Here is a 26,872-nt window from a genome sequence, read left to right as displayed (position 1 = left end):
ACACCAGTCCCGTGGAACCTGCAGACCGCGAGCGCCCGTGCCGATAGACGGGTAGCAGCGGACGTCTCCGCAGCCTCGGCCCATGTCCCAGGAGGACAGCCATGCGCACTCGTCGCACCCAGGCGACCCACCCGTCCCGTCGGCGAACCGAGGGCCTGCGCCGTCTCGCGGCCGCCGCCCTCGCCCTCCCTCTCGCGCTCGGGACGCTCGCCGCCACGGCGCTGCCTGCGACCGCAGACGAAGACCCGGCGACCATCTCGCACAGCCAGGAAGCCATCGTCGGCGTCGCCTCGACGGCATCGTTCACCTGCGTGGACCGCGCCGACCAACCCGTGGCGAGCGCACTGTGGCAGGCCGGAGACCAGGCCTCGCAACGCGTGACCAACCCGACGCCGGGCAGCGGGTATCTCACCTTCTCGCGCGACGTCACCTTCGGCGCCTCCGGCATCCAGCTGCTCTTCCTCACCTGCGAGTACGCCGCGGTCGACGGGACCACAGCCCCCTCGAGCTCGACCAACGTGCTCATCCACGTGCGGTACGAGACCGTCGCGACCGACACGGCCGTCTCGTTCACCCCTGAGCGGGTCGAACCGGGTGGCGACGTGACGGTCTCCGCGAAGGTCACCACGGCTTCCGGGCCCGTCACCGAGGGGACCGTGAACTTCTCGATCGGCGCCCTCGAGCTCGGCGGCCGGGACGTCGGTACTGACGGGGTCGCCACGCTGACGATCCCCGGCCTCGCACCGGGCGCGTACACCGTCGAGGCCGCCTACTACGGCACCGAGATCCTCGAGGCCTCGGTCTCCGACTCGACGGTCTGGGTCAAGACCCCGACCACCGTCACGACAGTCGTCCCCGACATGGTCCGCGCCCCGCACACGGTGCTCCGCGCCACGCCCGTCCCGGTCTCCGGCTTCCCGGCACCGACCGGGACCGTGACCTTCGGGTACAGCGAGGGTGCGATCCTCGGGACCGCCACCGTCGTGGCCGGCGAGGCCGTCCTCGAGCTCCCCGGTCTCGCACCGGGCGTCTACGACGACGTCTACGCCGTCTACTCCGGCGACGGCTCCTACGGCGGCGCGAGCAGCGGTCGGACCACCATGACGGTCAACCCTGCACAGACCTTCAAGGCGACACCGACCGTGAAGCTCACCGTCCCGGCGAAGATCTCGACGCCGAAGGTCGAGGTGTCGGTCGCCGTCACCGGTGAGGTCATCTGGACCCTCGCCGACGTGACGGCCGCGAGCCCGGTCCCGTCGACCCCGACAGGCACTGTCACCGTGAGGTTCGTCAAGGGAGGGACGCCGTACACGGCGACGCTCGTCGACGGCGTCGCGACCTTCACCGTGGACGCGCCGGCTCCTGGCACCTACGAGGTCGAGGCGTCCTACTCGGGCGACGACTTCTACTGGGCGGCCTCCGACGTCACCCCCACAGTCGTCGAGGCTCCGGTCGTCACACCCCCGGTCACTCCGACGCCGGACCTGACCGGGTCGACCACGACGCTCGCGCCTGGCGAGAAGATCACGCTCGTCGCGCGCGGGTTCCTGCCCGGCGAGACCGTCGAGTTCGTCCTGCACTCTGACCCGGTCGTCCTCGGCACCGCCGAGGCCGACGCCGACGGCGTCGCGACGCTGGTCGTCGCCCTGCCCGCCGGGGTCCCGGCCGGTGAGCACCACGTCGAGGCCACCGGGATGACCTCCCTGCGGACGGCCCAGATCCCGGTGACGGTCATCGCGGACGTCACGGTCGTCACCCCGCCGGTCGTCACGGCACCTGTCGTGACGGTGCCCGTCGCCGCAGCACCCGTCGCCGCCGCCCCGGTCCTCACCGCGCCGGTCGTGGCCGTGGTCGTGCCTGCGGCTCCGCTCGCGTCGACCGGCGCCGAGCTCGGGTCGACCGCGCTGCTCGTCAGCGTGCTGCTCGGGTCGGGCGTGCTCCTGGTCGTCGGGCGACGCAGGTTCGGTGCGCTCGCGGGCTGAACCCTCCCGCTCCATCTCCAGAGCCCTCGACCGTCCGACGGTCGGGGGCTCTGGCGTCTCCGGATATGAGATTCCACCGCCGGCACCTCTCACGGGTGCAGCGGTCCTGCCGATAGACCGTCAGCAGCGGACGTCTCCGCCGCTTCGGCCCTTGTCCCAGGAGGACAGCCATGCGCACACGTCGCACCCCGGCTCCCCACACGTCCCGGCCCCGTGCCACCCGACTCCGCGGCCTCGTCGCCGCGCTCCTCGCCGCGCCGCTCGCCCTCGGCACGCTCGCCGCCACGGCGCTGCCGGCCGCGGCCGAGCCATGGGGCGGACAGGTCGCCTACGACAGTCCTGTCGTCGTCGGCAAGGACCTCCCCATCCTCATCACGTGCCCGGACGACGAGATGCTCCCGTCGGTCGGCGCGATCTGGGAGATCACCGGTGGACGTCACGGCGAGGCGGTCTTCGCCCGGAGCAACGACGGCACCAAGAACTACTCCGCGACGGTGGTCTTCGACGCGGTCGGAGACCAGGAGCTCATGGTCACCTGCGAGCTCGCTGAGGGCGGCTCGATCCAGTTCCCGACGTACGTCGACGTCGAGCCGGCACCCCTCGTCGTCGAGGACACCACGACCGCGATCCGCTTCTTCCCGGCCGCCGTCGAACCTCGCAACCCGATCAGCGTCGAGGCCAAGGTCGTCGGCACAGCGGGCATCGCGCAGGGCGGGTCTGTCCAGTTCTCACTGCGCGGGCAGGCCGTCGGCTCCCCGGTCCCGCTCCAGAGCAATGGCTACGCGGTCACGGACATCCCCAACCCGGGGCCCGGCAGCTGGGCCGTGACCGCCACGTACTCCGGCACCGAGCTCTACAAGTCCTCGACCGAGACCAAGAACGTCTGGGTCAAGACGACGTCGATCGTCACCGCCGCGATCCCCGACCGCGTCCGCGCACCGCAGACCACGCTGCACGCAGCCGTCGTGCAGGCACCCGACTTCCCGGCCCCGACCGGGACGATCACCTTCAGGTACAGCGAGGGTGCGATCTTGGGCAAGGTCCAGCTCGTCAACAGCACAGCCGTCCTCCAGCTCCCCGACCTCGCCCCCGGCGTCTACGAGGACGTCATCGCGATCTACTCGGGCGACGAGAACTACGGTGACGGCGGCAGCGCGTACCGCGACATGATCGTCGACCCGCCGATCCCCACCACACCGGTCAAGAACGCATCCGCCGTCACGGTCGGCGTCCCCCTCGCGATCACCGGCACGCAGGTCCCGGTCACGGTGAAGGTCGAGCCCGGCATGCACGAGACCTCCATGGGCGCCACGAGTGTCGCGACCCCGTCCGGCACCGTCGCCATCACGCTCGGCAAGGGTGGACCGCGTCAGAAGGTGACCCTCGTCGACGGGACCGCGAGCGTCGTCTTCGACGGCGTGGCACCGGGCACCTACGAGGTCGAGGCCTCCTACGCCGGTGACCAGTACTTCGAGGTGGGCTACGGCTACGCGACGACCACGGTCACCGCGCCGGTCGTCACCCCGCCCGTCGTCACACCGCCGGCAGCGCCCGCGCCGGACCTGTCCGGCTCGACCTCGACCCTGCCCGTGGGTGGGACCATCACCCTGGTCGCCCGTGACTTCCTCCCCGGGGAGACGGTCAGCTTCTACCTGCACTCCGACCCGATCTTCCTCGGGACCGCTTTCGCCGACGCGAACGGTGTCGCGACCCTCGTCGTCGCGATCCCGGCGGGTGCTCCCGCCGGCGAGCACCACGTCCGCGCGACAGGCGCCACCTCGCTGCGCACCGCGGAGATCCCGGTCACCGTCACCGCGGCTCCGATCGTGACGGCCCCGATCGTCACCGTCCCGGTCGCCGTGCCGGTCGTGACGCCCGTCGCGGCGGCACCCGTCGCAGCAGCAGTCCCGGCTGTCGCTGCTCCGCTCGCCTCGACAGGTGCCGAGCTCGGCTCGACCGTGCTGCTCGTCAGCGTGCTGCTCGGCTCGGGTGCGCTCCTGCTCGCCGGTCGCCGACGTTTCGCCTCCCTCGCGGGCTGAGTCCTCCAGCTCCATCTCCAGAGCCCTCGACCGTCCGACGGTCGGGGGCTCTGGTGTCTGCGCTGCCGCGCAACCCCGCTGCGCCTGCCCGGTCGCGCAGGCCGCACCAGCTGCGCAGCCGGTAGCTGCACAGCCGGCCCAGCGGCGACGAGGCGACGAGGCGACGAGGCGACGAGGCGACGAGGCGAGTCTCTCGACGTGATTTCCACCGTCTGCACCTCTCACGGGCGCTGCGGTCCTGCCGATAGACCGTCTGCAGCGGACATCTCCGCAGTCTCGACCCTTCGCCCAGGAGGACAGCCATGCGCACTCGTCGCACCCCGGCTCCCCACCCGTCCCGGCCCCGCGCCACCCGACTCGACCGGCTCGTCGCCGCGCTCCTCGCCGCACCGCTCGCGCTCGGCACGCTCGCCGCCACGGCGCTGCCCGCCGCAGCTGTGCCCGCAACGCCCTCGATCACCCTCGCAGGGAGCGAGGTCGTCGTCGGCAAGGAGTACAGGGCGGAGATCGTCTGTCCGGAGAACGTCGACTTCCCGCTCCTCAGCGCGGCGTGGGAGGCCTCTGACGAGAGCGGTGGCCCCGCCTACGAGAGCGGCGGCGACGGGTCGCAGCGCTACTACGACGCGTGGGTGACCTTCGCGACCCCCGGGACCCACGGTCTCGTCGCGGTGTGCAGGTACTCCGACATCGACGACGTCCGGAGCCAGCCTCAGCAGGTCGCCGTGGTCTCCGACGTGCCCGAGCTCCGCGGGACGACGACAGGCCTCAACGTGTTCTCGAACGTCGTTGAGCCGGGCGAGAAGATCGAGGCCCAGGCCGTGGTCTTCAGCGAGAGCATGCCGGTCACCGGAGGGAGCGTCACGTTCTCCCTCGACGGCACGCCGATCGTCCCCGCGTCGCCGGTCGTCGACGGCACAGCCTCCGCGCTCATCGACGCCGCACCCGGGCACCACGAGCTGATGGCGACCTACAGCGGCTCGACGGACCTCAACCTCAAGGAGTCCGTCTCCCTGGTCCAGGACATCCGCGTCAGGTGGAAGTCCGACGTCCTCGCGCCCGTCCCCCCGCTCGTGACTGGTTCGGAGGTCACCCTGACGGCCCAGGTCGTCCAGGCCCCGGAGCTCTCGACCCCTCGAGGCACGATCACCTTCACCTACGACGGCGGGAAGCCCCTCGGCACGGCCACCGAGCTCGACGGCGGCGCCGTCTCCCTGGTCGTCTCGGGCCTGGTGCCCGGGGTCTACAGGGACGTCATCGCCACCTACTCGGGTGACAAGAGCTATTCGAAGGGCGTGTCCGAGGGCATGCAGATGGTCGTCGAGGCACCCCGGCCGGCGGCCAAGGCACCCACCACCGTCACGGTCGACGTGCCCAAGATCAGCAGCCCGCGCGTCGAGATCACGGTGACCGTCGAGCGCGCTCAGCTGCCGACCTTCGCCGGCGTCGCCGAGGTCGTCCACCCGACGGGCACAGTCCTCGTCAGGCTCGGCACGAAGGGCATGCAGAAGGAGGCCGCCCTGGTCGACGGCGTCGCGACCGTCGTCTTCGACGGCACGCAGCCGGGCGACTACACAGTCGACGCCTCCTACTCCGGGGACGAGCGCTTCAAGGAGTCCTTCGGCATCTCTTCGACGACCGTCGGAGCCCCGCCCGTCACGGTGCCCCCCGTGACCCCGAAGGTCACCGTCCCCGCGACAGTCACCACCACCGTCGGCACCCCGGCGACCTTCACGGTGGGCCTGCCTGCCGAGAACCGTCCCGCAGCCCTGCGGATCACCGGGACCCGAGAGCCTGTCGACATCCCCGTCCCCGCCTCCGGCGACGTCACCGTCACCGTGCCCGTCCTCGACCTCGGCACGCACGAGATCGTGGTCGAGACCGCGGCCTCGAAGACCCTCGACGCGACAGCGCACACCGTCCGGATCGTCGTCGCCGGTGAGCCCGCCAGGGGCTCGTCCACCCCGGACGCCGACCTCACCGGGTCGACCACGACCCTCGTGACCGGCAAGAAGATCACGCTCGTGGCCCGCGACTTCGAGCCTTTCGAGACTGTCGCGTTCTTCCTGCACTCCGACCCCGTCTTCCTGGGGACCGCCGTGGCCGACGAGAACGGCGTCGCGACCCTGGTCGTCGCGCTCCCGGCGGGCGTGCCCGCAGGCGAGCACCACGTCCAGGCGACCGGTGGGACCTCGGGCCGCTGGGCCGAGATCTCCGTGACCGTCACCGAGGGCACAACTCCCGCCGAGGTCCCCGTGGCGACAGGTCCGATCGTCACGGTCCCCGTCGCCGCACCGGTGGCACCCGCAGCGCCTGCTCCCGTGGTCGCCCCACCGGCAGCACCGGCCACACCGGCCACACCGGCCACGGTCACGGCAGCCCCGCTCGCCGCGACGGGCGCCGAGCTCGGCTCGTCCGCGCTGCTCGTCAGCGTGCTCCTCGGTTCGGGCGCTCTGCTCCTCGCCGGACGCCGACGGTTCACCACGTCGGCACGCTGAGCACCTGCACGACGCACCTGCTCGACCAGGAGAGCCCCCGACCGCCAGCGGTCGGGGGCTCTCCCACATCACGGTGCGCTGCCCTCTGAGCCGCCCGCGACCTGGCAACCTTCGGATGCCCCTCGGCCCCGGTGTCAGCCGCCGTCCTGCGCAGGGGTTCACCCGCCCTGCTGACTCCGGAGCAGCGTCTCGATGTGCCGGGTGGCCATGACGTCGAGGGACACGTCGAGGTCGGCGCCGTAGGTGCGCAGGCCGAGGGACAGGTGCTCACGCATGCGGTGGCGGGCGAGGTCGACGTCGCGGGCCTTGACCGCCTCAAGGATCTCCGGGTGGTGGGGGACGCCCGGCTCACCGATCGACGGGTCAGAGTTGGACCGCAGCATCATCTCGAACATCATGCCGCTGATGGACGACAGCATGATCCGCAGCACAGGGTTGCCCGAGGCCGCCGCGATCGCGTCGTGGAAGTCGAGGTCGGCGCGTGCCTGTGTGACGACGTCCTGCGCCGTGAGGAGCAGGTCGTTGGCGACGGTCATCGCGGCGATGTCGGCCTCGGTCGCGCGCTCGGTCGCGAGCCCGATGATCTCGACCTCGAGCGGGATGCGCGCCTCGATGAGGTGCCGGGCTGTCGGCCGCTCCGCGCGGTAGAGCGCGTCGTAGCCGCGGGCCTGGGCCGAGGAGTGCTCGCTGACGAAGGAGCCGCGCCCGGGCGCCACCTCGATGAGGCTCTGCGCCTCCAGGCGTCGCAGCACCTCCCGGACGACGTTGCGGCTCGCGCCGAACTGGATCGCGAGCTCGCGCTCTGAGGGCAGCTTGGCACCGACGGCGATGTCGCCGGACCGGATGTCGTGCTCGAGCCTGCGGGCGATCTGCTCGGTGAGCAGCCCGCGCTGCTGCGGCGGGACCGGTTCGAGCCGACCGCCAAGACGCCCAGGCGCCTCGGGCTGCGGCTCGGCCCCCGCGACCGGGCTCGACGTCGTCTGGTCAGGCGTCGCTTCCGGCGGGACAGGCATGCCCCGAGGATAGTCGAGCGGGTGGTCAGCCGAGGTGGACCCGCGCGCCGAGCAGGACTGCCCCGAGCAGGGACAGCCCGCCGCGCAGGCTGTTGGCCGACGTCCACTCCCGGGCCAGGTCGAGCCAGCGCGCCTGGTCGGTCACCGACGTCGGGTCGAGGGCCGCGACGAGGTCGTTGCGCGGGACGTTGTACGCGACGGTGACGACGAACCCGGCGAGGGAGAGCAGCGCCCCGGCCAACCCGAGCGCCGTCCCGAGGCTGGCGTCGTCCGCGGACCGCGCACGGAGCACCTCGACGACGACCACCGCGACCGCCGCAGCGGCCGAGCCGAAGAAGACGGCCATGAACGGCGCCCGCACCGCCGCGACGTTGACGTGCTGCATCGTGGCGATCGCGTCGGCGGCGGGTCGGGACCGCAGCGCGGGCATGACCATCGCGGAGAACGCGAGGTAGACGCCACCGACTACGGCGGCTCCCCCAGCGGCGAGCAGATGTGCTGTCGGAGAGTTCATACGCTCAGTCCACAGCCTGTGGATGAGACTGTGAACAGTTCATCCGCGTCAAGACATACGCCAGCGTCTAGGGTCGGGGGATGGACCCGTTGTCCGGTCTGCTCGACCACCCCCGCGCACGCGGAGCCTTCACGCTCCGCGTCGTCATGGACCCGCCGTGGTCGATCGACGTCCGGGACGAGGCCGCCCTGACCCTCGTCGTGGTCCTGCGCGGGAGCGGGAGACTGGTGGCCGACGGCCGCAAGACCGACATGCGGCCCGGCGACGTGGCGGTCGTGCGGGGGCCGCAGCCCTACGTCGTGGAGCACCTGGACGACGGGACCGGACCGGAGGTACTCCCAGGTCCGCTCCCGGTCGCCCCGTCCCACCCCTCGCTGACCAGTGCGGTGATCGGCCCGGACCAGTCGTGCACGACGCCCGACGGCACCGACCTCCACCTCGCGATGGCCCACGGCACGCACACATGGGGCAATACCGCCGACGGCACCGACTCCTTGCTCGTGGCGACCTACCCGGGCACGAGCGAGGCCGGCAGGCTCGCGACCGAGACGCTCCCCCGGGTGGCGCACGTCCCCGCAGGCTCCGGACCGGGGACGGCGCTCGTCGACCTGCTCGTCCATGAGCTCACGACCGACCAGGTCGGGCAGAGCACCGTCGTCGACAGGCTCGTCGACGTGGTGCTCGTGGCCACGGTCCGCGCCTGGCTCGCCGCCCACCCTGACGACGCGCCCGGGTGGCTCTCGACAGCGCACGACCCCGTGGTCCACGGGGCGCTGCGAGCGATCCACGACCGCCCGGCCGAGCCCTGGACGGTCCTGACGCTGGCCCGGGAGGTCGACGTCTCGCGGGCGACCTTCGCGGCACGCTTCCGCACCCAGGTCGGCTCACCGCCGATGGCCTACCTCACGCGCTGGCGCCTGACCCTCGCCGCCGACCTGCTGACGGCGACGGACCGCACCCTCGCCTCGATCGCCGCCGACGTCGGCTACGGCAGCGCCTTCGCGCTGAGCGCGGCCTTCTCCCAGCAGATGGGCACGAGCCCGAGCCGCTACCGCCGCCAGCACGCCTGAGCCTCTCCGGTCGACCTCGCCGTCGTCCCGCGAGAGCGAGGACACATGTCAACATATGACGACACCGGATGCATGTCGTCATACGTAGACATGCATCGGGTGTCGTCGTATGCTGACACCATGTCCGGCCAGTCGATCGCGCTCGCTCGCTCGCTCCCCAAGCTGGGGGAGGCCGTCCGACGTCTGCGCTCCGACCGCGGCCTGACCCAGGCACAGCTCGCCGAAGCCGCCAGCGTCTCTCGACAGTGGGTCGTCGCGGTCGAGAGCGGCTCGAAGCACGGCCTTGAGGTAGGGCTGGTCATGCACCTGCTCGACACGCTCGACGCCTCGCTCATGGTCCGCGACGACAGGCCCGACGATGCCTCCTAGCAGCCCACACCTCGCCGTGCTGCTCGACGGCGAGGTTGTCGGAGAGGTCGATCGCGGTCGGAGCGGAGCGCTCCGCCTCACCTTCACCAAGGCGGCACGCAGACCAGGACGCACACCTCTGTCGCTGTCTCTCCCGACCTCGACCGGCACCATCACCGGAACCCCGGTCGAGACCTTTCTCGACGGGCTGCTCCCTGACAATGACGCGGTCCGCCGCGCCATCGCCCGAGTCCACGGTGCGGATGCGAACGACACCCTGAGCCTCCTCGCTGCCGTCGGCCAAGACTGCCCAGGCGCTGTCCAGCTCTGCCTCCCTGAGGACGTCCACACGACCGCGGCCCGGACGGGCGAGCTCATCCCCGTCTCGGACTCTGACCTCGAGATGCGCCTCGCCGCGCTCCGGACCGACATGGACGCCAGCTGGACGATGCCGGGTGAGCACTGGTCGCTCGGCGGGAGCCAGCAGAAGTTCGCCCTTCGGCTCTCCGACGGACAGTGGTTCGAGGCGACCGGGTCCGAGCCCACGAGCCACATCGTCAAGCCTGGCATCTACGCTCTCCGGGCTCAGGCGATGATCGAGCACGTGAGCATGCACGCCGCGACCCGCTGCGGCGTCTCCGCAGCGCACACCGAGTACGTGTCGTTCAAGAGCGAGGACGCGATCGTCATCACTCGATTCGACAGGGCTCCGAGCGACCAGGCTGGCGGCCTCCGCCGCCTGCACCAGGAGGATCTCTGCCAGGCGCTCGGGGTCCGAGAGAAGTACGAGAGCGAGGGCGGCCCGGACGCGGAGACGATCGTCCGGCTCTTGCGTGAGAGCTCGTCCACTGCGCGCGCCGCTGCTGCGAACGTCGCCCGGTTCGTCGACGGACTGGTCTACAACACCGTCATCGCCGCGCCGGACGCGCACGCCCGCAACTACGCCGTGCTGCTCCAGGGCGACGACGTGGAGCTGGCGCCGCTCTTCGACGTCGCGACCGGGTTGGCGTACGAGCCTCCAGCAGGCGGTGCGAGAGCACTCTCGATGAGCATCGCCGGTGAGCTTGATCCCGCTCACGTCACGCCCGACACCTGGAAGAGGTTCTGCGAGGCGGTGTCTGTGGACGAGGCGACGGTCCTCGACAAGGTGCGCGAGGTTGCCGAGGTCGCGCCCGATGCGATGGCGGAGGCGCTCGCTGAGATCGACGACTGGGACGGCGCGGCCTCCGACGTGGCGGCACGGCTCCTCCCCGGCGTCCGCGAGCAGACTCAGACGGTGCTCAGAGCACTCTGAGCACCCCGGCCTTCTGTCAGACCTCCGCGCCGAGCGCCCCCAGCAGGTGCTCGGACCGCTTGCTGCGGTACTGGTTGATGGTCAGCGTCTGCAGCCTGGACCCGCGGCCTGTCGGGTTGTCGACGTAACCCACAGCGGAGATGAACGGCTCGATGACGTGGATCTTCTGCAGCGGCGTGACGATCAGCAGCTGCAGCCCGAGGTTGCGGAACAGCTGGAGCGCGAAGCGCGTCGACTCGTCGGACCCGCGCCCGAAGGCCTCGTCAATGACCACGAACCTGAAGGCCTTGGACCGCACAGCGCCCCAGTCGAGGCGGAACTGGTAGGCCAACGACGCCGCGAGGATCGTGTAGGCGAGCTTCTCCTTCTGCCCACCCGACTTGCCGCCCGAGTCGGAGTAGTGCTCGAGCTCGACGTCGTCGGCCTTGGAGCGCTCCGAGGCGGACAGCACGAACCAGTTGCGGACGTCGGTGACCCGGCGCGTCCACGCCTGGTCGGCCTCGGTCTGCCCCTCGCGTCCGCGGAAGCGCTCGATGATCTCCTTGACGCGCAAGAACCGCTGCTCGGAGTACTGGTCGAGGTCTTCACCCAAGATGCCGTCGGTGCACGCCCGCAGCTGGGTGCGGAAGTCGCGCACCTCCGTGTTGGGGGTGTTCGTCATCTCGAGCCGGATGTACGTGCCGGGGTTGTAGTCGATCGCGCGCAACGAGTCGTTGATGACGTCGACGCGGTCGCTCATGAGGTCGGACTGCTTCTGCAGCTCGGCCGCGAACTGGGCGACGTCGCGGATCGTGTTGGTGTTGAGGTACTCCTTGAAGTTCTCCTCGAAGCGCGGCAGGTCGTCGCGCTCCAGGCGCTCGAGCAGCTCGCGGTACTCCCCAGCGGCCCGCACGTCGTTGTCCATCTCGGAGGTCTCGACGGGGAACTGCTGGCTGAAGGCCGTCATCTGCTTCGCGATGCTCGTGGCCAGCTGACCCTGCTCGCGCTGACGCGCCTCGACGACCCCCGTGAGCTGGGTGCGCAGAGCGGCCTCGGCCGCGTCGATCTCCGACATCGTCGCAGCTGCGTCACCAGAACCCGGTCCGCCGGCGCTGGCGGCGCCAGCACGGCTGCCACCCTGCTCGGGCAGCGCGTCCCACAGGGCAGCGACGGCGTCGAGCGCCACCTGGGCGACACCCGAGACTGCGGTCCCGGACGCCGTGCCCACCGCAGGCGCAGCACCCGTCGACGCCGACGCGCCCTCGCCTGCGCTCGCGGCGGCGACCCCGCCGATCTTCCGCGCGGCCTCGCGCTGCGTCCGGAAGGACTCGACGGCGTGCCGCTCCCCACCGTTGCGGCTGATGAGCCTGTCGCGCTCCTGCGCCAGCTCGGCGCTGCGGTGGGTCTGCTCCTGGAGGGTCGCCGCGAGCTCGGCGAGCTCGACGGAGTTGGCCTCGATGCGGCGCTTCTCGGCCGTGAGCTCGCCGACCTGGTGGACGACCTGCTCCCAGTCGAGCTCCGTGAAGTCGCGGAACATCTCGAGGCGGTTGAGCGCGTGCGCGCGGTCCACCACGGCGTCCTTGGTCGCGATGAGCACCGCACGCTGCTCGGTGAGGTCGGTGACGGTCTCGGAGACCGTCGTCGCCTGGGCGAGGAGCGTGTCGACCTTCGTCTGGTTGCTCCACCCGAGCACGTAGGTCGAGCGGTCGTCGACACGGTTGCGGTCGTTCTTCACGTGGTGGCTGGCCGAGTGCTTGATCTGCCCCTCGCGCGTCACGGCGCGGTGCGCGCGGCGGAACTCGTCGAGAGAGTCGACGCAGGCGTAGTCGGCGCGGCGCGCGAGCTCCTGCTCGAGCCAGCGCGAGACCGTCGACTCCTGGATCTCGAGCATCTCGGACAGGTGCGGCCAGTCGGCCCCACCATCAGCCTCGACGCGCGGGCGGACCTCGGTCGGCACGCGGTAGTACTCGAGCCGCTGGCCCAGGTGGTTGCTGTTGATCCACCCGGACACGGCGTCGTAGTGCGCTGCGGGTACCAGCAGGGACAGCGCGAAGCTGCGGAGCACACGCTCGGCGGCACCCTCCCAGTCGCGGTGGTCGTCGCGGACCGCGATGAGCTCACCGGCGAAGGCCAGCTCGTCCTCGGCGATGCCCAGCTCGTCGCTGATCTGCGCGCGGACCTGCAGGCTGCGGGCGGGCAGGCTCGAGCTGCGACCCTGGAGGCTGCGGATCTCCTCGGTGATCTCGCGGGAGACCACCTTCTGCTCGCGCAGCGCGTAGTCGAGCTCCCCGATCGCGGTCTCGACCTGCTGCAGCTCAGACTTCTCGGTCGCGACCTGGGCGAGGACCTGCTCGCGGCGGGCCGCGAACTCAGGCCCGTCCGCGACGCCCTCGAGCCCGGCGGCCTCGAGGTTGCTGCGGTACTCCGCGGCGCGCTTCTCCCGGTCGGCGCGCACAGACTCCAGGCGCGCAGCCTCGGCCTCGATCTGGGCGAGGCGGTCGCCACCGTGCCCAGCCCGCTCGAGCTCGAGGCGACGACGCTCGGCCTCGACGGCCTTGATCTCGGTGTCGAGGGCGACGAGGCGCTCGTCGCGGGCCCGGATCGCCGTGTCGTAGGCATCGATCTGCTGCGTGAGGACGGCGTCCTTGCGCTGAGCCGTGAACACCCGCAGCGCGTCACGCTGCGCTGTCGCCGCGGCTGCCTGGTCGACGAGCCCGGCGAACCTGTCGCAGTCGGCCACGAGCGGGGTCAGCTGCATGATCTGCGCTCGCGCCCGGGTGACGGCGTCGTGCGCGCGGGTGAGGTCGTCGAAGTGCGCGACGAGCCTGTCGGTCCACTGCCCGGAGTCGAAGGGCTCGAGCATGTGCTGGCGGACGAACTCGTTGAGGTCGCCGACAGACTTCATCGACACGGTCTGGTGGAACAGGTCCATGGCCTGGTCGGACTCGATGCCGAGCAGCCTGCGGAAGTCCTTGCCGTACTCGGGGAAGGTGTCGCGGACCTGCGCACCGGCCTCGCGCAGACGCTTGCGCAGCCGTGTGATGTCCCCGTCGAAGTTGGCGAAGTGCTCGGCGATCGTCATGCTCGACGTCGCCGTCACGTAGAAGCGGCTCGGCTGCCCCTGGTCGCCCTCCTTGAGCCAGAACACCTGCGCGAGCACACCCGTGGACTCGAAGCCGCGGTTGACGAACTCACCGAGGATCACCGAGTACGTGGAGCCCTCGCGCAGCCCGACGGGGCGCGAGGTCCCGGTCGCCTCGTTGCGCTCGGACTTGTAGTAGCCCGACACGTAGGAGCGCAGCGTGCGCTCCTTGGCCTCCGCGCCGGCCGCCTTGTTGTAGCTGATCCGGTTGGCGGGCAGCAGGAGCGTAGTGATCGCGTCGACGATGGTCGACTTGCCCGAGCCGATGTCACCCGTGAGCAGCGCGTTGCGCCCCTCGAGGTCGAAGGACCACGTGGTCCTGTCGAAGGTGCCCCAGTTGAGCACCTCGAGGCGCTCGAGCCTGAACCCCGCCCGCTGGTCGACGTCAGCCTCCGCGTCGTGCAGCTCGACTGCGCTGAACAGGCCTTCCATCACTCCACCGTCCCGTCGGTCTGCACGTTCTGCCCCGCTGCCGCGTACCCCGAGTACTCCGCGAGGCGCGCGTCGAGGTCGGCCAGCCACTGCGCGTCGACGAAGGCCTTGAGCACACGGCGCACCTCGTACTGCCCCTCGCCGAGGGCTCTCAAGAACCCGAGCTCGACGGCCCTGTGGACCATGCCCTCGACCCGCGTCACGAGGCGGACCTCGTTGCTCGAGGACGGCAGGAACACCCGGACCATCTCGACGATCTCGTCCCGCCCGAGGATCAGGCGCGTCTGCCCGCCCTCGGAGTCGAAGAGCGCGAGTCGCTTGCGCAGCAGGGCGAGCAGCAGGCTGACCTCGAAGGGCAGGGCTCGCCGCGCGACGAGGCGCAGGGTGCCCTCGCGCTCTTCGTCGTCGTCGGCCATCGACCGCAGGTAGGCGTAGCCCTCGGTGTCGTCGACCACGACGCTCAGCCCGATGACCGCGACGTAGTCGCGCACCTGCGGCTGGAGGGTGACGAGGTCGGCGAAGAGCTGGGCATGGGTGTCGCGGTACACGACGCCCTTCATCAGGGCCGTGACGACGTGCGACAGCTCCGACTCGGCGCGGGCCGTGGGCTGGCTCATGAGGTCTCCTCGTGCTGTGCGTGCTGTTCGTCTGGTGCTTCTGGGGCGGTCTCTGCGGCTCCGTCGCCCGGGGCTGCTCTGCCGGTCTGCGCGGAGGCAGGAGCGGATGGCGGCACGGGTGCCGCGCCCCCGGGCTCCCGCCTGCCCGGCGCTGCGCTCGGGTCCGGTCCTGTCCCGACCACCGGGGTCGACCCCGCCCTGCGGACGAAGGTCACCCGCGGGACCGTCGCGACGCGCTCGACGTCGCCGAGCATCCAGCGGACCTCGTCGGTGTGCTCGGCGTCCACGACGATGGTGAAGCGCGGGTCGTCGAGCGAGAGGTAGGTGACGAGCTCGGCGAGGCCCTGGTCGAGGGGCTGCGCGGCGACGACGTCGGGCAAGGACACCTGCGTCTCGTGCCGCAGCGCCTCGCGGACGCCCGCCACGAGGCGGGCCGGGTCGACGTGCACCTGGTCGAACAGGCGGCTCGTGTCGAAGTCGACCTCTCCGGGTGCCACGTGCTCGGAGTCGATCTTCGCCACAGCCTGCGGTCTGAACAGCGGGCGCTCCATCGGCAGCACGATGTCGAGGCTGACCCCGTCGATCTCGGTCACGAGGTCCGGCGAGCGGTCGCGGAGCGCGAGGGCGTGCCCCTCGATGCTGCGCAGCAGGTCCATGACGCGGCGGTTCTCGAGCCACACCTGGTCGTCGAGGAACCTGCGCAGCTGCTCGGACAGCACCCGGACCGTCGCCTGCGTGCGCTCACCGGCGTCGAGCCAGTCGTAGTGGATGCGGCGCAGCCGCTTGTCCCCACCGCTCATGGCGCTCACGGCGTCGAGGGTCTGCACCTTGGTGATGAGCTCGGTGAACTCTTCCTGCCGCTCGCGGGAGAGCAAGAAGTCGTAGAAGGCGTGGAACGACCGCCCCTGGTCGGACTCGGCGATCGCGTCGCGGCTGCCGACGACCTGCTCGAGCAGCTCGCCCTTGGCGCCGTCCCACCCGGTGATGCGCTCGCGCATCTCACGGTCGAGGGTGCGGAAGTTGTCCTCGACCTCGCGGAAGTCGGAGAGCAGCTCGGCGGCCATCGCGGCGAACTGCTGGTAGCGGTCGCGCTGCGACCCCGCGTCGAGCACAGGCACCACGCCGGCGCGGACCTGCTCGATCTCGGCGTCGATCTGCGCGCGCCGCGCCTCGAGCTGACCGAGGCGGACGTCGGGGTCGGTCTCGGTGCCGACGGCCAGCTGACGGAGCAGCTCGAAGACCGTGTTGAGGCGGGACTCGGTCCCGACGAAGGACCGCCCGCGCAGGGCCGCGACCCAGCCGACGGCCTTCTCGACCGAGGGCGTCGCGTCGTACTGCGGCTCGTCCGACCCTGGCCTGTAGTACTTGCGCAGCCACCCGGCGTCGGGCGCAGCCCAGGTGTCGAGGTAGGCCTTGGGGCTGCGGGGGTACGGGGCGGGGTCGTGGCCGGCGTTGAGGTCGTAGAGGGCGTCGTCGAGCAGCGAGACCAGCTCGGTCTCCCCGATGGCCCGGACGTTCTGCTCGATGAACACCCGCCCGAGGAAGCTCAGCACGAGGGGCGCAGAGTCGGCGCGGAGCAGCCGCCAGGCGGCGTTGTCGCGGCGCAGGGACTCGACGTCGTCGTGGTTCATCGCTCACTCTCGTGGCTCGGCAAGGGGTGGGGAATCGGGGCTCAGCCTACGTGGTCGAGGGCTCCTGGACGGCAGGCGTCGGGAGCCTGTGGACGACGCAGCGGCACACCCCTAGGTGGGACCGAGGGCTCGGTCTTCGGCCCTCTAGGCGGGCTACGGTGATTCTCAGCGGCACGGCCCCACCGACGAGGAGATGCGCGTGACGACACCGACGGAGACCGATCTCACCACAGAGCAGCGCAGCCGGTACGCGCGGCACCTCTTGCTCCCGGAGGTCGGCCTCGCCGGGCAGCGCAGGCTGCTGCGGTCCAGGGTGCTGGTGATCGGTGCGGGCGGGCTCGGCTCACCCGTCCTCACCTACCTGGCGGCGGCCGGCGTCGGGACCATCGGCCTCGTCGACGACGACACCGTGGACCTGACCAACCTGCAGCGTCAGGTCGTCCACAGGACGGTCGACGTCGGACGCCTCAAGACCGAGTCTGCCGCCGAGCGCCTCGCCGCGATCAACCCGGGCGTCCGCACGGTCCTGCACAGCGTGCGGCTGACCGCCGAGACCGTCTGGGACCTGCTCGAGGGCTACGACGTGGTGGTCGACGGCACCGACAACTTCGCGACCCGCTACCTCCTCGGTGACGCGTGCGCCCTGCGCGGGCTGCCGTACGTCTGGGCGGCGCTGTTCAGGTTCGACGCCGCGCTGTCGGTCTTCGACGCGACGACAGGGCCCTGCTACCGCTGCGTGCACCCCGTGCCCCCGGCCCCGGGGTCCGTGCCGTCCTGCGCCGAGGGCGGTGTGCTCGGGGCGATGGCGGGTGTGGTCGGCGCGGCCCAGGCCACCGAGACCCTCAAGGTGCTGCTGGGGGTCGGTCGTCCCCTGGTGGGCCGGCTGGCCACCTTCGACGCCCTCGACGGCGAGTGGCGCTACGTCACCGTCGCCAAGAACCCGGACTGCGCCCTGTGCGGGCCTCGCGCGACGATCCTGTCGCGGGCCGACGTGGCCGACGCCTGGGTCGAGGCCTGCTCGGTCGACGCTCCGGCGCCGACCGTGGGTCACGTCCTGCCCGCCGACCTCGCCCTGTACCTGTCGAGCCGGCCGGGCACCGTGCTGCTCGACGTGCGCAGCCAGGACGAGGCCGCGATCGTCTCGATCCCTGGTTCGGTGCTCCTCCCCCTGCCCGACCTTCTCGACGATCCTGGCGTGGTGCCCCAGGACCGTCCCGTCGTCGTCGTCTGCAGGTCCGGCGCGCGGTCGGCACGTGCGGCTGACGCGCTGCGCGCCGCCGGGCACCCCGACGTGGCAGAGCTGGCGGGAGGCGTGCTGCGCTGGGTCTCGGACGTCGCCCCCGACCAACCCACCTACTGAGGGGCGCCCGAGCCAGGACCTTCGCCCCAGTAGCTGCGGGGAACCGGCGGCGAGACTGGACAAATGGCCTCTTCGAGACAGACGGGCGGAGAGGGACGAGGACCCCGCCGACGGGCAGGGTCCCACCCTGCCTTCGTCTCGGTCATCGCCCTCGCGCTCTGCGGCTCGTCCCTCGTCGGCTGCACCCCGGGCCCTGCCGGGTCGAGCACCGACCAGGGGTTGCAGGGGTCACCGGGAGCACAGACCGTCACCGTCCTGGCCGCGGCCTCGCTCACCGACTCCTTCGAGGCGATCGCCGCAGACCTCGAGGCCGCCACCCCGGGCACCGAGGTCGTGCTGTCCTTCGGGAGCTCGTCCACCCTCGCACTCCAGGTACGTGCGGGCGCACCCGCGGACGTGCTGGCGACAGCCGACCCGACCACCATGGCCACGGCCCTCGACGGACTGACGCTCGAGGGATCCGGAGCGGCTCCGTCCCCAGTCCTCTTCGCGCGCAACGACCTCGTGATCGCGGTGGCCCCGGGGAACCCGCTCGGCATCACGGACCTGACCGACCTCGCAGCCGACGGCCTGGTGGTGTCCCGCTGCGCCCCGGCCGTGCCCTGCGGCACCCTCGCCGACGCTGCGCTCGCAGCCGCCGGGATCACCCTCGCCGGGGCGAGCGAGGCCCCCGACGTCAAGGCGGCGTTCGCGCCCCTGGTCGCCGGGCAGGTCGACGCCGCGCTCGTCTACCGCTCCGACGTCGTCGCGTCGACAGGCGCCGACCACGTCGAGCTGGCACCTGCCGTCGCCCAGACCACCGCCTACCCGATCGCCTCGCTCACCGGGACAGCCGTCGCTGACGCCTTCGTCGAGAGCGTCCTGTCCGAGGCGGGGGCCGCCACCCTCGCAGAGCACGGTCTCCACGCACCGTGACGACCGCGGCCTCACGACCTCCCCGCACGGCCGGCGCCGTCCACCCTGTGCCCGCCTGGCTCTGGCTGCCGGCGGGGACAGCCGTCGTCGTCCTCGTGCTGCCGCTCGTCGTGCTGCTCGCCCGCACGCCGTGGCCCGACGCGATCACGCTGCTGTCCTCGTCCACAGTGCGCGACGCCTTCGCGCTGTCCCTCTGGACAGCGACCACGGCGACGGCCGTGTCTGCGCTGCTGGGGGTCCCGCTCGCCTGGTGGTTGGGCACGGGCACCTCCAGGGGGCAAGGCCTGGTGCGGCTGCTGGTGACCATCCCGCTCGTGCTGCCACCGGTGGTCGGCGGAGCGGCGCTGCTCTTCACCTACGGGCGGGGAGCCCCTGTCGGGTCGCTCGTCTGGAACCTCGCCGGGGTGACGGTCCCCTTCACGACGGCGGCTGTGGTGATCGCGCAGGTCTTCGTCGCCATGCCCTTCCTCGTGGTCTCGCTCGAGGGTGCGTTCAGGGCCCGCGGCGTCCTCCTCGAAGAGGCTGCCCTCACCCTCGGCGGGGACCCGTGGACGGTCTTCCGCCGCGTGACCCTGCCGGGGCTGCGGCCCGCACTCCTCGGCGGGATCGCCCTGTGCTGGGCACGCGCCGTCGGCGAGTTCGGCGCGACGATCACCTTCGCAGGGTCGATCCGGTCGGTCACGCAGACGCTCCCGGTCGCGATCGACGAGCTGCTCGGCCACGACCTCGACGCGGCGATGGTCGCCTCGTCGTTGATGATCGGGCTCGCCGTCGTGGTCCTCGTGCTCTTGCGCGGGAGGTGGCTCGGTGCACGGTGAACCCTCGGCAGGCGCACCGCTGCGGGCCCGGCTGACAGGATCCGTGCCCCGCAGCCTCCGGCTCGACGTCGGCGTCGAGGTCGGCCCCGGGGAACGCCTGGCGCTCGTCGGGTCGAACGGGGCGGGAAAGACGTCGGTCCTGCGGCTCCTGGCGGGTCTGGACAGAGCCGCACCCGGCAGCAGCGTCACGTCGGGCCGGACTGTGCTGGTCGGCGACGGGGTCCACGTGCGGGCCGACGAGAGGCGGCTGCCGATGACCTTCGCCGAACCGCGGCTGTTCCCGACCATGACGGTCCTGGACAACCTGGTTTTCGGGGCGGCACGCAGCGGCTGCTCCCAGGCCGCCACGACGCGGCTCAGGGCTCTCGCCGCGCTCGACGCGCTCGGGCTCGGGCACCTCGTCGGACGCCGGGCCGGGGAGCTCTCGAGCGGACAGTCGGCGGTCCTCGCGGTCCTGCGGACTGTGCTCGCCCCTGCTGTCGGCGTGCTCCTCGACGAGCCCTTCTCGTCGCTCGACACCGAGGTCGCCGCTGACGCCCGCTCAGCCGTGCACGGCTGGCTCGACCAGCTCCCGGTCCCGCTCGTGCTGGCGACCCACTCGGTGCTCGACGTCATGGCCCTGGCCACGCACGTCGCCGTGCTCGACGACGGCGTGCTCGTCCAGCACGGGACCGTGGACGAGGTCGCCCGCCGCCCGACGAGCCGTTTTGCGGCGTCCTTCGTCGGCCTGGACCTCTTCGCGGGGCACTCCCACGGCACAGAGGTCCTCGTGGACGGGACCTTCCCAGGACCTGCGTCCGCCCGAAGCGACCGGGCCGTGGCTGCCACCCGTCCGTCGGCCGGGCCGTGGACCGTCCGGCTGTCGTCCTCGACACCTGCCGACGGCCCGGTCTGGGTCGCCGTCCCACCCCGCGCGACGACGCTGCACGCCTCACGGCCTGCCGACGGGCCGCGGAACATCTGGGAGACGACTGTCGCGGCGGTCGAACAGCTCGGCGCGGCTGTGCGCGTCACCTGCGCAGCGCCGCTCCCCCTCCGCGTCGACGTCGCGGCGGCCACGGCGATCCGGCTCGGTGCCCGGCCGGGCGCCACGGTGTGGGGACAGATCGACCCGTCGTCCCTCGAGGTGTACCCGGCATGAGCGGGGTCGAGGCGAGCAGGGAGCTCGAAGGGCGGAGCGGGGTCGAAGGGCGGAGCGGGGTCGAGGGACGGAGCGTGGGCGCGGCGCGGTGCGCGGTGGTGGTCCTGGCAGGCGGCACGTCACGGCGGCTGGATGGGGTCGACAAGGCGTCGCTCGTGCTCGACGGCACACCGCTCCTCAGCAGGGTGCTCGACGCCGTCGCAGGCCACGAGGTGGTGGTCGTCGGACCTCGACGCCCTGTGCCCGGCGGGCGGCTCGTCACCTGGACGGTCGAAGACCCACCCCTCGGCGGACCTCTCGCCGGGCTCGCCGCGGGCGTCGAGGCGCTGGACGGCACCATGAGCCTGTGGGTGCTGGCACTCGCCTGCGACCTGCCGCACGCAGCCGACGCCGTCCCCACCCTGCTCGCAGCCGCAGCAGCCTGCCCGGAGGCCGAGGCCCTCGTCGGCCACGACGTCGACGGCCGGGCGCAGCCGCTCCTCGCGGTCTACGCCCTCGACCCGCTCCGACGCGCCCTCTCCGGCGCCGGGGACCTCGTCGGGGCGCCGCTGCGCAGGCTGCTCGCGCTGCTCTCGGTCGAGGCTGTCCCCCTGCCGGCCCGCGCGACGCGGGACGTCGACACGTGGCAGGACGCCGCCCTGCTCGGGGTCACCGTGCCCGACGCGCGGCCGAGCACCCGCAGCCCCGCCTCAGCCCGCCCGCCAGGAGCGGTCCGCGAGCGCAGCGGGACGCCGGCACCCACCCCGCCGACCACTGGTCCAGCACCTGGCTCGCCGCTCAGCCCTCTCGACCCGCCCTCCCCTCACGACCGGAAGGACCTCTCATGACCACCCAGCCCTCGACCCTCGACGCCTGGTGCGCCGAGCTCAGCCAGGCTCTCGGCCTCACCCAGGAGGTCGCGCTCCGCCCGGACGTCCAGCTCCTGCTGGACCTCTCCCGCGACGCCGCACACTCAGTCGCCCGGCCTGCCGCGCCGTTGACCACGTATCTCGTCGGGCTCTGCGCAGGACTCGCCGGCGGGACCCCCGAGGCTGTCCAGGCCGCGTCAACGATCGCCCGCGACCTCGCCCTGGGCACGAGGCCGGGCACGGCCACGGACGGGGCCTGACATGGCCACCGTCACCGTGCGCTACTTCGCCGCGGCCCGCGCCGCCGCCGGGGGCCTCGACCAGGAGACCGTCGAGGCCGACACCCCCGAGTCAGCCTTCGCCGCGCTCGTCGCCACGCACGGCCCCGAGCTCGCCCGGGTCGTCGGCATCAGCTCCTACCTGCTCGACGGGGTCTCGCTCAGCCGCGAGGCGCTCGGAGAGCGTGTCGTCGGGGCGGTGCGGATCGACGTGCTCCCGCCCTTCGCAGGGGGCTGACCGGCCCCAGGCTCAGCCGCCGGGCCCACGACCGGGCGGCTGAGTCTGGCACCCGTCACCCCCCGATCGCCGACATCCCCCGTCCGGGCTGCTCGAAGCCCGCCTGCCCGACGGCGTGCCCGGCAGCCTTCTGCGCGACGGTGAGCCCGAGGGCCGCCGAGATCTGCTCGTCGGTGCCCCCGGACCTGAGCAGGGTCCGCAGGTCGGTCTCCTCCTGGGCGAACAGGCAGCTGCGCAGCTGGCCGTCGGCCGTGAGGCGGATCCTGTCGCAGGCCCCGCAGAAGGGCCGGGTGACCGACGCGATGATCCCGACGGCGGACTGCGTGCCGTCGACGGACCACCGCTCGGCGGGCGCCGAACCACGGCCCGGGACCGGGACGAGGTCGAAGTGCTCGCTCAGCAGCGCCTGGACCTCGTCGGCACGCACCATCCCCTCCATGGTCCAGGTGTGACCGGCGTCGAGGGGCATCTGCTCGATGAACCGCAGCTCGTACCCGCGCTCGAGGGCGAACCTCAGCAGCGCCGGAGCCTCGTCCTCGTTGACGCCTCGCAGCAGCACGGTGTTGATCTTCGTGCCCTCGAAGCCCGCAGCGTCGGCGGCGACCAGCCCGGCGAGGACCTGCCCCAGCCGGTCCCTGCGCGTGAGCTGCTGGTAGCGCTCGCGGCTGAGCGTGTCGAGCGAGACGTTGAGCCTGGCGAGCCCGGCGTCCTTGAGCCCCTGCGCGAGCCCGCCGAGCCGCAGTCCGTTGGTGGTCATCGACACCTCCGGGCTGCCCGGCAGGCCCGCGAGCGCCTCGACCACCTGGACGACGTCTGGCCGCAGCAGCGGCTCACCGCCGGTGAGCCGGATCTCCTCGATCCCGTGCTGGACGGCGACAGCCGCGATCCGGGTGGTCTCGGCAAGGGTGAGCAGCGTGCCCGACGCCAGCCAGGGCATCCCCTCGGCGGGCATGCAGTATGTGCAGCGCAGTGAGCACCTGTCGGTCAGCGAGATCCGCAGGTCGCGGTGCCGCCGCCCGAAGCTGTCCACGAGGGGTGCGGCGGTCACAGCGCCCCCACCCATTCGTCAGACCCGTCGGCGAGGACCTGGTGCTTCCACACGGGCAGGCTCGCCTTGACCCTCTCGACGAGCTCGGCGCAGGCGGCGAAGGCCTGACCGCGGTGCGCGGAGGCGACAGCCGCGACGAGCGCGACGTCGGTGACCTCCAAGGCACCGACACGGTGGGACACCGCGATCACGATTCCGGGGAAGAGGTCCGCCACCTGACCGGCGATCCGGGCGACGACCTGACCCGCGTCGGGGTGCGCCTCGTAGGTCAACCTGTCGACAGCACGCCCTCCGTCGTGGTCTCGGACGACCCCGGCGAAGATCGCTGTCGCACCAGCCCAGCGTGCGGCGACGGCCTGCTCGTGGGTCGCGACGTCGATCGGCTGGTCGGTGACCGCTGCCAGCACGACCACGCTCGCCGGGACCACCTCTGCTGCCCGCCTCATCGGGTGCTCCGTGCGCTGGGGTGGTCGCCGTCGCCCAGCTGGTCGAGGAGGTGCTCGACGACCTCCGCGAGCACCCGTGCTCCGTCTCGCACCCCTCCCGGGGACCCGGGGAGGGTGACCACCAGGGAGCGTCCGACGATCCCGGCGACGCAGCGGGAGAGCAGCGCCCCCGGGGTGCCACGACCAGCGTCGCGGACAGCCTGGGCGAGCGCCGGCAGCTCTTTGTCGAGCAGCGGTCGGACCGTCTCGGGGGTCACGTCACGTGAGGTGACACCGGTGCCCCCTGTCGTGAGGACCAGCCGCGCCCCGCAGTCCACGGCATCTCGGACGGCCTCGGCGATGGCCTCGGCGTCGTCGGCGACGACAGCCCTGCTCACCTGCGCGCCCCACCCCGTGAGGATCTCGGCGAGCACAGGTCCGGACACGTCGTCGCGCTCCCCGGCCGAGCACCTGTCGGAGACGGTGACGACGACGGCCTGGACCTCGGCACGAGGGCCCTGGACCTCTCGCCCGGCGCTGGCGCTGACGCCGGTTCCGGTGCCCGTGCCCAGATCCTGCGCCTCGTCCGCCGCGACCTGCTTCCCACGCTCCCAGGTCCCGGACGCTCCACCCTCTTTCCGCTCGACCCAGACCCTGCCGATGTGCGCGGCCCTGTCGACAGCCTTGACCATGTCGACGACTGTGAGCGCGGCGACCGTCACGGCGGTGAGCGCCTCCATCTCGATCCCGGTGCGCTCGGCCGTGCGGACCTGTGCCCGGATCTCGACCCCGTCGACGACGACCTCGACGCTCACCTCGACCCCCGTGATCGCCACGGGATGGCACAGCGGCACCAGGTCGGGGGTGCGCTTCGCGCCGGCGATGCCCGCGATACGGGCGACGGCGAGCGCGTCACCCTTCGCCAGCTCTCCGCGCCGCAGCACCTCGACAGTCGCCGGGGCGCAGACGACCCGTCCGACGGCGACGGCTGCTCGCTGCGTGACGGGCTTGGCGCTGACGTCGACCATGCGGGCGTGGCCTGCGGTGTCGAGGTGCGTGAGGTGGTCGGACCGCCCGTCCCCTGCGGGGGCCACGGGATCGTGGGGTGCTCGTGCTCGGACTTCTCGGAACTGGGTCATCTCGGGCACACTCGTCTCTTGTGATGGATCATGACTCTCTCCTCGAACCGTCGTGGGCCGAGGCCCACGCTGCTGCGTACGCCGCCGCGCGACCTGTCCCCGCCGAGCGGGTGCCGCTCGTCGAGGCCGTGGGTCGGGTGCTGGCCGAGCCGGCGGTCGCTCTCATGAACCTGCCCAGGTCGACCACCTCGGCGATGGACGGGTGGGTGGTCTCCGGCGAGACCGGCCCGTGGGAGCTCGTGGGCTCCTCCCTCGCCGGGCACCCGATGCGCCGTGCCCTGGCTCCTGGCACGGCGGCCGTGATCGCGACGGGCGGGGTGGTCCCTGCCGGGGCCTTCGGGGTGCTGCGCCGCGAGCTCGGCTCGGTCCGCACCGCGGACGGCGGAGCGTGGGCCGAGGGTGACGGACCGGCGTGGGTGCACGCCGACCCTCCCGCAGACGGGCAACCCGCCGAACCTGCTGCGGGGAGCCATGTCAGACCGGCCGGCCTGGAGGCTGCGCAGGCCGACGTGCTCGTCGCACCGGGCCGGGTGCTGACTCCTCCGCAGGTGGGCCTGGCCGCGATGGCGGGCAACGACGGGCTGACGGTGCACCGCCCGGTGACCGCGGCCCTCCTGGTCATGGGGGACGAGGTGCGCCACGACGGCCTGCCCGGCGAGGGCGAGGTCCGCGACGCCTTCGCCCCTCAGCTGCCGCACCTCGCACGGATGCTCGGCCTGGTGACAGGTCCGGCGACCTTCGTCGCCGACACCCTCGACGCGGCTGTCGAGGCGATCCGCGCCTGCGAGGCCGACGTGGTGCTCACGACGGGTGGCACGGCGGCGGGCCCGGCGGACTACCTGCACAGGGCGCTGACGGTCCTCGGTGCCGAGCTGGTGGTCGACACCGTCGCCATGCGTCCGGGGCACCCCGTGCTGCTGGCGCGGCTGCAGGACGGGCGGTCCCTGGTCGGCCTCCCCGGCAACCCGCTCTCGGCCATGGCCGGTGTGCTCACGATCGTCCGGCCGCTCGCCCTCGGTCTGCGCGGTCTGCCGCCCGTGGTCCTCGGCCGCGCGGTCACCGCCGGGGCTGTGGGGGCTCCAGCCCACGACAGCCGGCTGGTGCCGTACGTGCGGGTCCCGGACGTCGACGGTCTCGGCGGGCTCCTCGAGCGCGACGTGGCCGCAGGGACCACCCGCGGTGTCTTGGCCCGGCCGACGGCGTGGCTCGGCTCGGGCATGCTCCGCGGGCTGGCGGGGGCGGACGGCGTCCTGGTCGTCCCTCCGGGCGGCGTCCAGGCCGGGGCCGTGGTCCCGGACCTGCCCCTGCCCTGGTAGGTCGTCGGCAGTCATCGGCCGGCACTGCTCCGTGGCCGGGACGACCTGTCCCGGCTCTGCTCGCGCGGGGGGCGGGCGACCGCGGTGCGCCGCCTGTAGACGACATAGGGGCGCCCGAGGTACGCGATCGGCACGGACCACACGTGGACGAGCCGGGTGAAGGGCCAGACCGCGAGGATCAGGCAGGCGATCACCGCGTGCCACGCGTAGACGGCCGGCGCCGAGGTGATGAGCGCCGGGTCGGGCTGCAGCACGAAGAGCTGGCGGAACCACACCGAGACGGTCCCCCGGTACTCGTAGCCCTCACCGAAGACGTTGATCGCGACGGTCTGCCACATGCCCACCGCGATCTCGACTGTCAGCAGCGCGTAGAGCACCCGGTCCATCCCTGTGGTCACCACCCGCACGCGCACGGAGAAGACGAACCTGCGGAGCAGCAGGATGACCAGCCCCGTGCACAGGACGACGCCGGCGACCGTCCCGGCGACCACGGCCACGAGGTGGTACGCGTGGTCCGAGATGCCCAGAGCCTGCGTCCACGAGGTCGGGACGAGCAGGCCTGCAGCGTGGCCGAGGATGGCCATGAGCGCCCCGACGTGGAAGAGCGGGGAGCCCCAGGCCAACCATCTCTTCTCGAAGAGCTGGCTGGTCCGGGAGGTCCAGCCGAACTGGTCGGCACGGTAGCGCCACACGTGCCCGACGACGAAGACCGCCAGGCAGACGTAGGGCAGGACGATGAACAGGGCGACGTCCACGGGTCAGACCTCTCTCGGGTCGCAGGGGTTCTCGG

23 protein-coding genes are annotated in these 26,872 nt (G+C 72.1%); 14 read left to right on the top strand and 9 right to left on the bottom strand.

Going from position 1 to position 26,872, the window contains the following annotated elements; all coding sequences use genetic code 11:
• The first annotated feature begins 101 nt into the window (after window positions 1-101).
• From ASG53_RS15780 to ASG53_RS15770, 3 genes are all read left to right on the top strand, one after another.
• Entirely contained in the window at window positions 102-1,982 is a 1,881-nt protein-coding gene (locus ASG53_RS15780; protein ID WP_056135567.1) for an Ig-like domain-containing protein, read from the top strand.
• 170 nt (window positions 1,983-2,152) lie between these two features.
• Window positions 2,153-4,021 carry an Ig-like domain-containing protein gene (locus ASG53_RS15775; protein ID WP_056135562.1) on the top strand — a complete coding sequence of 623 codons (1,869 nt, stop codon included), beginning with the start codon at window positions 2,153-2,155 and terminating at the stop codon, window positions 4,019-4,021.
• Between the two features lie 302 nt (window positions 4,022-4,323).
• The gene (locus ASG53_RS15770; protein ID WP_056135559.1) at window positions 4,324-6,516 is read left to right on the top strand and encodes an Ig-like domain-containing protein; all 2,193 of its coding nucleotides are present in this window, start codon (window positions 4,324-4,326) and stop codon (window positions 6,514-6,516) included.
• A gap of 158 nt (window positions 6,517-6,674) precedes the next feature.
• Here ASG53_RS15770 and ASG53_RS15765 read toward each other — a convergent pair whose 3' ends face one another.
• Together ASG53_RS15765 and ASG53_RS15760 are read right to left on the bottom strand one after the other, a co-directional pair.
• Complete coding sequence (locus ASG53_RS15765) at window positions 6,675-7,529, bottom strand: FadR/GntR family transcriptional regulator (RefSeq protein ID WP_235533970.1); 855 nt, start codon at window positions 7,527-7,529, stop codon at window positions 6,675-6,677.
• A gap of 25 nt (window positions 7,530-7,554) precedes the next feature.
• On the bottom strand, window positions 7,555-8,043 hold the full coding sequence (locus ASG53_RS15760) for an anthrone oxygenase family protein (RefSeq protein WP_056135555.1): 489 nt from the start codon (window positions 8,041-8,043) through the stop codon (window positions 7,555-7,557).
• A gap of 80 nt (window positions 8,044-8,123) precedes the next feature.
• Between ASG53_RS15760 and ASG53_RS15755 the strand changes: the two genes are divergently transcribed.
• The 3 genes from ASG53_RS15755 (at window position 8,124) to ASG53_RS15745 (ending at window position 10,755) form a co-directional block, all read left to right on the top strand.
• Complete coding sequence (locus ASG53_RS15755) at window positions 8,124-9,113, top strand: AraC family transcriptional regulator (RefSeq protein WP_056135553.1); 990 nt, start codon at window positions 8,124-8,126, stop codon at window positions 9,111-9,113.
• Between the two features lie 120 nt (window positions 9,114-9,233).
• Window positions 9,234-9,482, top strand: a complete 249-nt coding sequence (locus ASG53_RS15750) for a helix-turn-helix transcriptional regulator (protein WP_235533969.1) — start codon at window positions 9,234-9,236, stop codon at window positions 9,480-9,482.
• Entirely contained in the window at window positions 9,472-10,755 is a 1,284-nt protein-coding gene (locus ASG53_RS15745) for a type II toxin-antitoxin system HipA family toxin (RefSeq protein WP_056135547.1), read from the top strand. The genes ASG53_RS15750 and ASG53_RS15745 overlap by 11 nt, the downstream gene beginning before the upstream one ends.
• 16 nt (window positions 10,756-10,771) lie before the next feature.
• Here ASG53_RS15745 and ASG53_RS15740 read toward each other — a convergent pair whose 3' ends face one another.
• Genes ASG53_RS15740 through ASG53_RS15730 form a run of 3 tightly spaced genes read right to left on the bottom strand, consistent with a single transcriptional unit; the run spans window position 10,772 to window position 16,556 of the window.
• Entirely contained in the window at window positions 10,772-14,308 is a 3,537-nt protein-coding gene (locus ASG53_RS15740; protein ID WP_056135544.1) for an ATP-binding protein, read from the bottom strand.
• A complete protein-coding gene (locus ASG53_RS15735; protein ID WP_056135541.1) occupies window positions 14,308-14,925 on the bottom strand; it encodes a DUF4194 domain-containing protein in 618 nt (205 codons plus the stop codon). Before ASG53_RS15735 ends, ASG53_RS15740 begins: the two co-directional genes overlap by 1 nt.
• Window positions 14,922-16,556: a DUF3375 domain-containing protein gene (locus tag ASG53_RS15730; protein ID WP_082544118.1), complete on the bottom strand. Its 1,635-nt coding sequence runs from the start codon at window positions 16,554-16,556 to the stop codon at window positions 14,922-14,924. Before ASG53_RS15730 ends, ASG53_RS15735 begins: the two co-directional genes overlap by 4 nt.
• A 199-nt stretch (window positions 16,557-16,755) precedes the next feature.
• On the opposite strand from ASG53_RS15730, the gene moeB reads away from it, so the two are divergent.
• The 7 genes from moeB (at window position 16,756) to ASG53_RS15695 (ending at window position 22,154) form a co-directional block, all read left to right on the top strand.
• Window positions 16,756-17,916: a molybdopterin-synthase adenylyltransferase MoeB gene (moeB, locus tag ASG53_RS15725; RefSeq protein ID WP_308507612.1), complete on the top strand. Its 1,161-nt coding sequence runs from the start codon at window positions 16,756-16,758 to the stop codon at window positions 17,914-17,916.
• Between the two features lie 63 nt (window positions 17,917-17,979).
• Window positions 17,980-18,831: a molybdate ABC transporter substrate-binding protein gene (modA, locus tag ASG53_RS15720; RefSeq protein WP_056135536.1), complete on the top strand. Its 852-nt coding sequence runs from the start codon at window positions 17,980-17,982 to the stop codon at window positions 18,829-18,831.
• The gene (modB, locus tag ASG53_RS15715; RefSeq protein WP_056135533.1) at window positions 18,828-19,649 is read left to right on the top strand and encodes a molybdate ABC transporter permease subunit; all 822 of its coding nucleotides are present in this window, start codon (window positions 18,828-18,830) and stop codon (window positions 19,647-19,649) included. Before modA ends, modB begins: the two co-directional genes overlap by 4 nt.
• Before the next feature lie 43 nt (window positions 19,650-19,692).
• Window positions 19,693-20,790 carry an ATP-binding cassette domain-containing protein gene (locus ASG53_RS15710; RefSeq protein WP_162246162.1) on the top strand — a complete coding sequence of 366 codons (1,098 nt, stop codon included), beginning with the start codon at window positions 19,693-19,695 and terminating at the stop codon, window positions 20,788-20,790.
• The gene (mobA, locus tag ASG53_RS15705) at window positions 20,787-21,617 is read left to right on the top strand and encodes a molybdenum cofactor guanylyltransferase (protein ID WP_056135525.1); all 831 of its coding nucleotides are present in this window, start codon (window positions 20,787-20,789) and stop codon (window positions 21,615-21,617) included. Before ASG53_RS15710 ends, mobA begins: the two co-directional genes overlap by 4 nt.
• Window positions 21,614-21,898, top strand: coding sequence for a DUF6457 domain-containing protein (locus ASG53_RS15700; protein ID WP_056135519.1), 285 nt, complete (start codon window positions 21,614-21,616; stop codon window positions 21,896-21,898). The genes mobA and ASG53_RS15700 overlap by 4 nt, the downstream gene beginning before the upstream one ends.
• A gap of 1 nt (window position 21,899) precedes the next feature.
• Window positions 21,900-22,154 carry a MoaD/ThiS family protein gene (locus ASG53_RS15695; RefSeq protein WP_056135514.1) on the top strand — a complete coding sequence of 85 codons (255 nt, stop codon included), beginning with the start codon at window positions 21,900-21,902 and terminating at the stop codon, window positions 22,152-22,154.
• A 55-nt stretch (window positions 22,155-22,209) separates the two neighbouring features.
• Here ASG53_RS15695 and moaA read toward each other — a convergent pair whose 3' ends face one another.
• Genes moaA through moaCB form a run of 3 tightly spaced genes read right to left on the bottom strand, consistent with a single transcriptional unit; the run spans window position 22,210 to window position 24,766 of the window.
• A complete protein-coding gene (gene moaA, locus ASG53_RS15690; RefSeq protein ID WP_442983374.1) occupies window positions 22,210-23,202 on the bottom strand; it encodes a GTP 3',8-cyclase MoaA in 993 nt (330 codons plus the stop codon).
• A complete protein-coding gene (locus tag ASG53_RS15685) occupies window positions 23,199-23,648 on the bottom strand; it encodes a molybdenum cofactor biosynthesis protein MoaE (RefSeq protein ID WP_056135508.1) in 450 nt (149 codons plus the stop codon). The genes moaA and ASG53_RS15685 overlap by 4 nt, the downstream gene beginning before the upstream one ends.
• A complete protein-coding gene (moaCB, locus tag ASG53_RS15680) occupies window positions 23,645-24,766 on the bottom strand; it encodes a bifunctional molybdenum cofactor biosynthesis protein MoaC/MoaB (RefSeq protein ID WP_082544117.1) in 1,122 nt (373 codons plus the stop codon). The genes ASG53_RS15685 and moaCB overlap by 4 nt, the downstream gene beginning before the upstream one ends.
• A 23-nt stretch (window positions 24,767-24,789) precedes the next feature.
• Here moaCB and ASG53_RS15675 point away from each other — a divergent pair, with 23 nt between their 5' ends.
• A complete protein-coding gene (locus ASG53_RS15675) occupies window positions 24,790-26,082 on the top strand; it encodes a molybdopterin molybdotransferase MoeA (RefSeq protein WP_056135505.1) in 1,293 nt (430 codons plus the stop codon).
• Between the two features lie 11 nt (window positions 26,083-26,093).
• On the opposite strand, the gene narI is transcribed toward ASG53_RS15675, so the two are convergent.
• A complete protein-coding gene (narI, locus tag ASG53_RS15670) occupies window positions 26,094-26,837 on the bottom strand; it encodes a respiratory nitrate reductase subunit gamma (protein WP_056135502.1) in 744 nt (247 codons plus the stop codon).
• Window positions 26,838-26,872 lie beyond the last annotated feature (35 nt).

Source organism: Sanguibacter sp. Leaf3 (genome assembly GCF_001425965.1).
GTDB classification, from domain to species: Bacteria; Actinomycetota; Actinomycetes; order Actinomycetales; family Cellulomonadaceae; genus Sanguibacter; species Sanguibacter inulinus.
Note: the sequence above shows the minus strand (reverse complement) of the source record. Positions and strands in the feature narration are given on the sequence as shown.

Excerpts from the sequence above, each read along its gene's own strand:
- ASG53_RS15760 (WP_056135555.1), bottom strand. The coding sequence starts at position 8,043 with ATGAACTCTCCGACAGCACATCTGCTCGCCGCTGGGGGAGCCGCCGTA.
- ASG53_RS15775 (WP_056135562.1), top strand. The coding sequence starts at position 2,153 with ATGCGCACACGTCGCACCCCGGCTCCCCACACGTCCCGGCCCCGTGCC.
- ASG53_RS15780 (WP_056135567.1), top strand. The coding sequence starts at position 102 with ATGCGCACTCGTCGCACCCAGGCGACCCACCCGTCCCGTCGGCGAACC.
- ASG53_RS15695 (WP_056135514.1), top strand. The coding sequence starts at position 21,900 with ATGGCCACCGTCACCGTGCGCTACTTCGCCGCGGCCCGCGCCGCCGCC.
- ASG53_RS15730 (WP_082544118.1), bottom strand. The coding sequence starts at position 16,556 with ATGAACCACGACGACGTCGAGTCCCTGCGCCGCGACAACGCCGCCTGG.
- ASG53_RS15765 (WP_235533970.1), bottom strand. The coding sequence starts at position 7,529 with ATGCCTGTCCCGCCGGAAGCGACGCCTGACCAGACGACGTCGAGCCCG.
- ASG53_RS15675 (WP_056135505.1), top strand. The coding sequence starts at position 24,790 with ATGGATCATGACTCTCTCCTCGAACCGTCGTGGGCCGAGGCCCACGCT.
- modA (WP_056135536.1), top strand. The coding sequence starts at position 17,980 with ATGGCCTCTTCGAGACAGACGGGCGGAGAGGGACGAGGACCCCGCCGA.
- ASG53_RS15770 (WP_056135559.1), top strand. The coding sequence starts at position 4,324 with ATGCGCACTCGTCGCACCCCGGCTCCCCACCCGTCCCGGCCCCGCGCC.
- ASG53_RS15740 (WP_056135544.1), bottom strand. The coding sequence starts at position 14,308 with ATGGAAGGCCTGTTCAGCGCAGTCGAGCTGCACGACGCGGAGGCTGAC.
- ASG53_RS15750 (WP_235533969.1), top strand. The coding sequence starts at position 9,234 with ATGTCCGGCCAGTCGATCGCGCTCGCTCGCTCGCTCCCCAAGCTGGGG.
- moaCB (WP_082544117.1), bottom strand. The coding sequence starts at position 24,766 with ATGACCCAGTTCCGAGAAGTCCGAGCACGAGCACCCCACGATCCCGTG.
- ASG53_RS15755 (WP_056135553.1), top strand. The coding sequence starts at position 8,124 with ATGGACCCGTTGTCCGGTCTGCTCGACCACCCCCGCGCACGCGGAGCC.
- ASG53_RS15685 (WP_056135508.1), bottom strand. The coding sequence starts at position 23,648 with ATGAGGCGGGCAGCAGAGGTGGTCCCGGCGAGCGTGGTCGTGCTGGCA.
- mobA (WP_056135525.1), top strand. The coding sequence starts at position 20,787 with ATGAGCGGGGTCGAGGCGAGCAGGGAGCTCGAAGGGCGGAGCGGGGTC.
- ASG53_RS15745 (WP_056135547.1), top strand. The coding sequence starts at position 9,472 with ATGCCTCCTAGCAGCCCACACCTCGCCGTGCTGCTCGACGGCGAGGTT.
- ASG53_RS15735 (WP_056135541.1), bottom strand. The coding sequence starts at position 14,925 with ATGAGCCAGCCCACGGCCCGCGCCGAGTCGGAGCTGTCGCACGTCGTC.
- ASG53_RS15700 (WP_056135519.1), top strand. The coding sequence starts at position 21,614 with ATGACCACCCAGCCCTCGACCCTCGACGCCTGGTGCGCCGAGCTCAGC.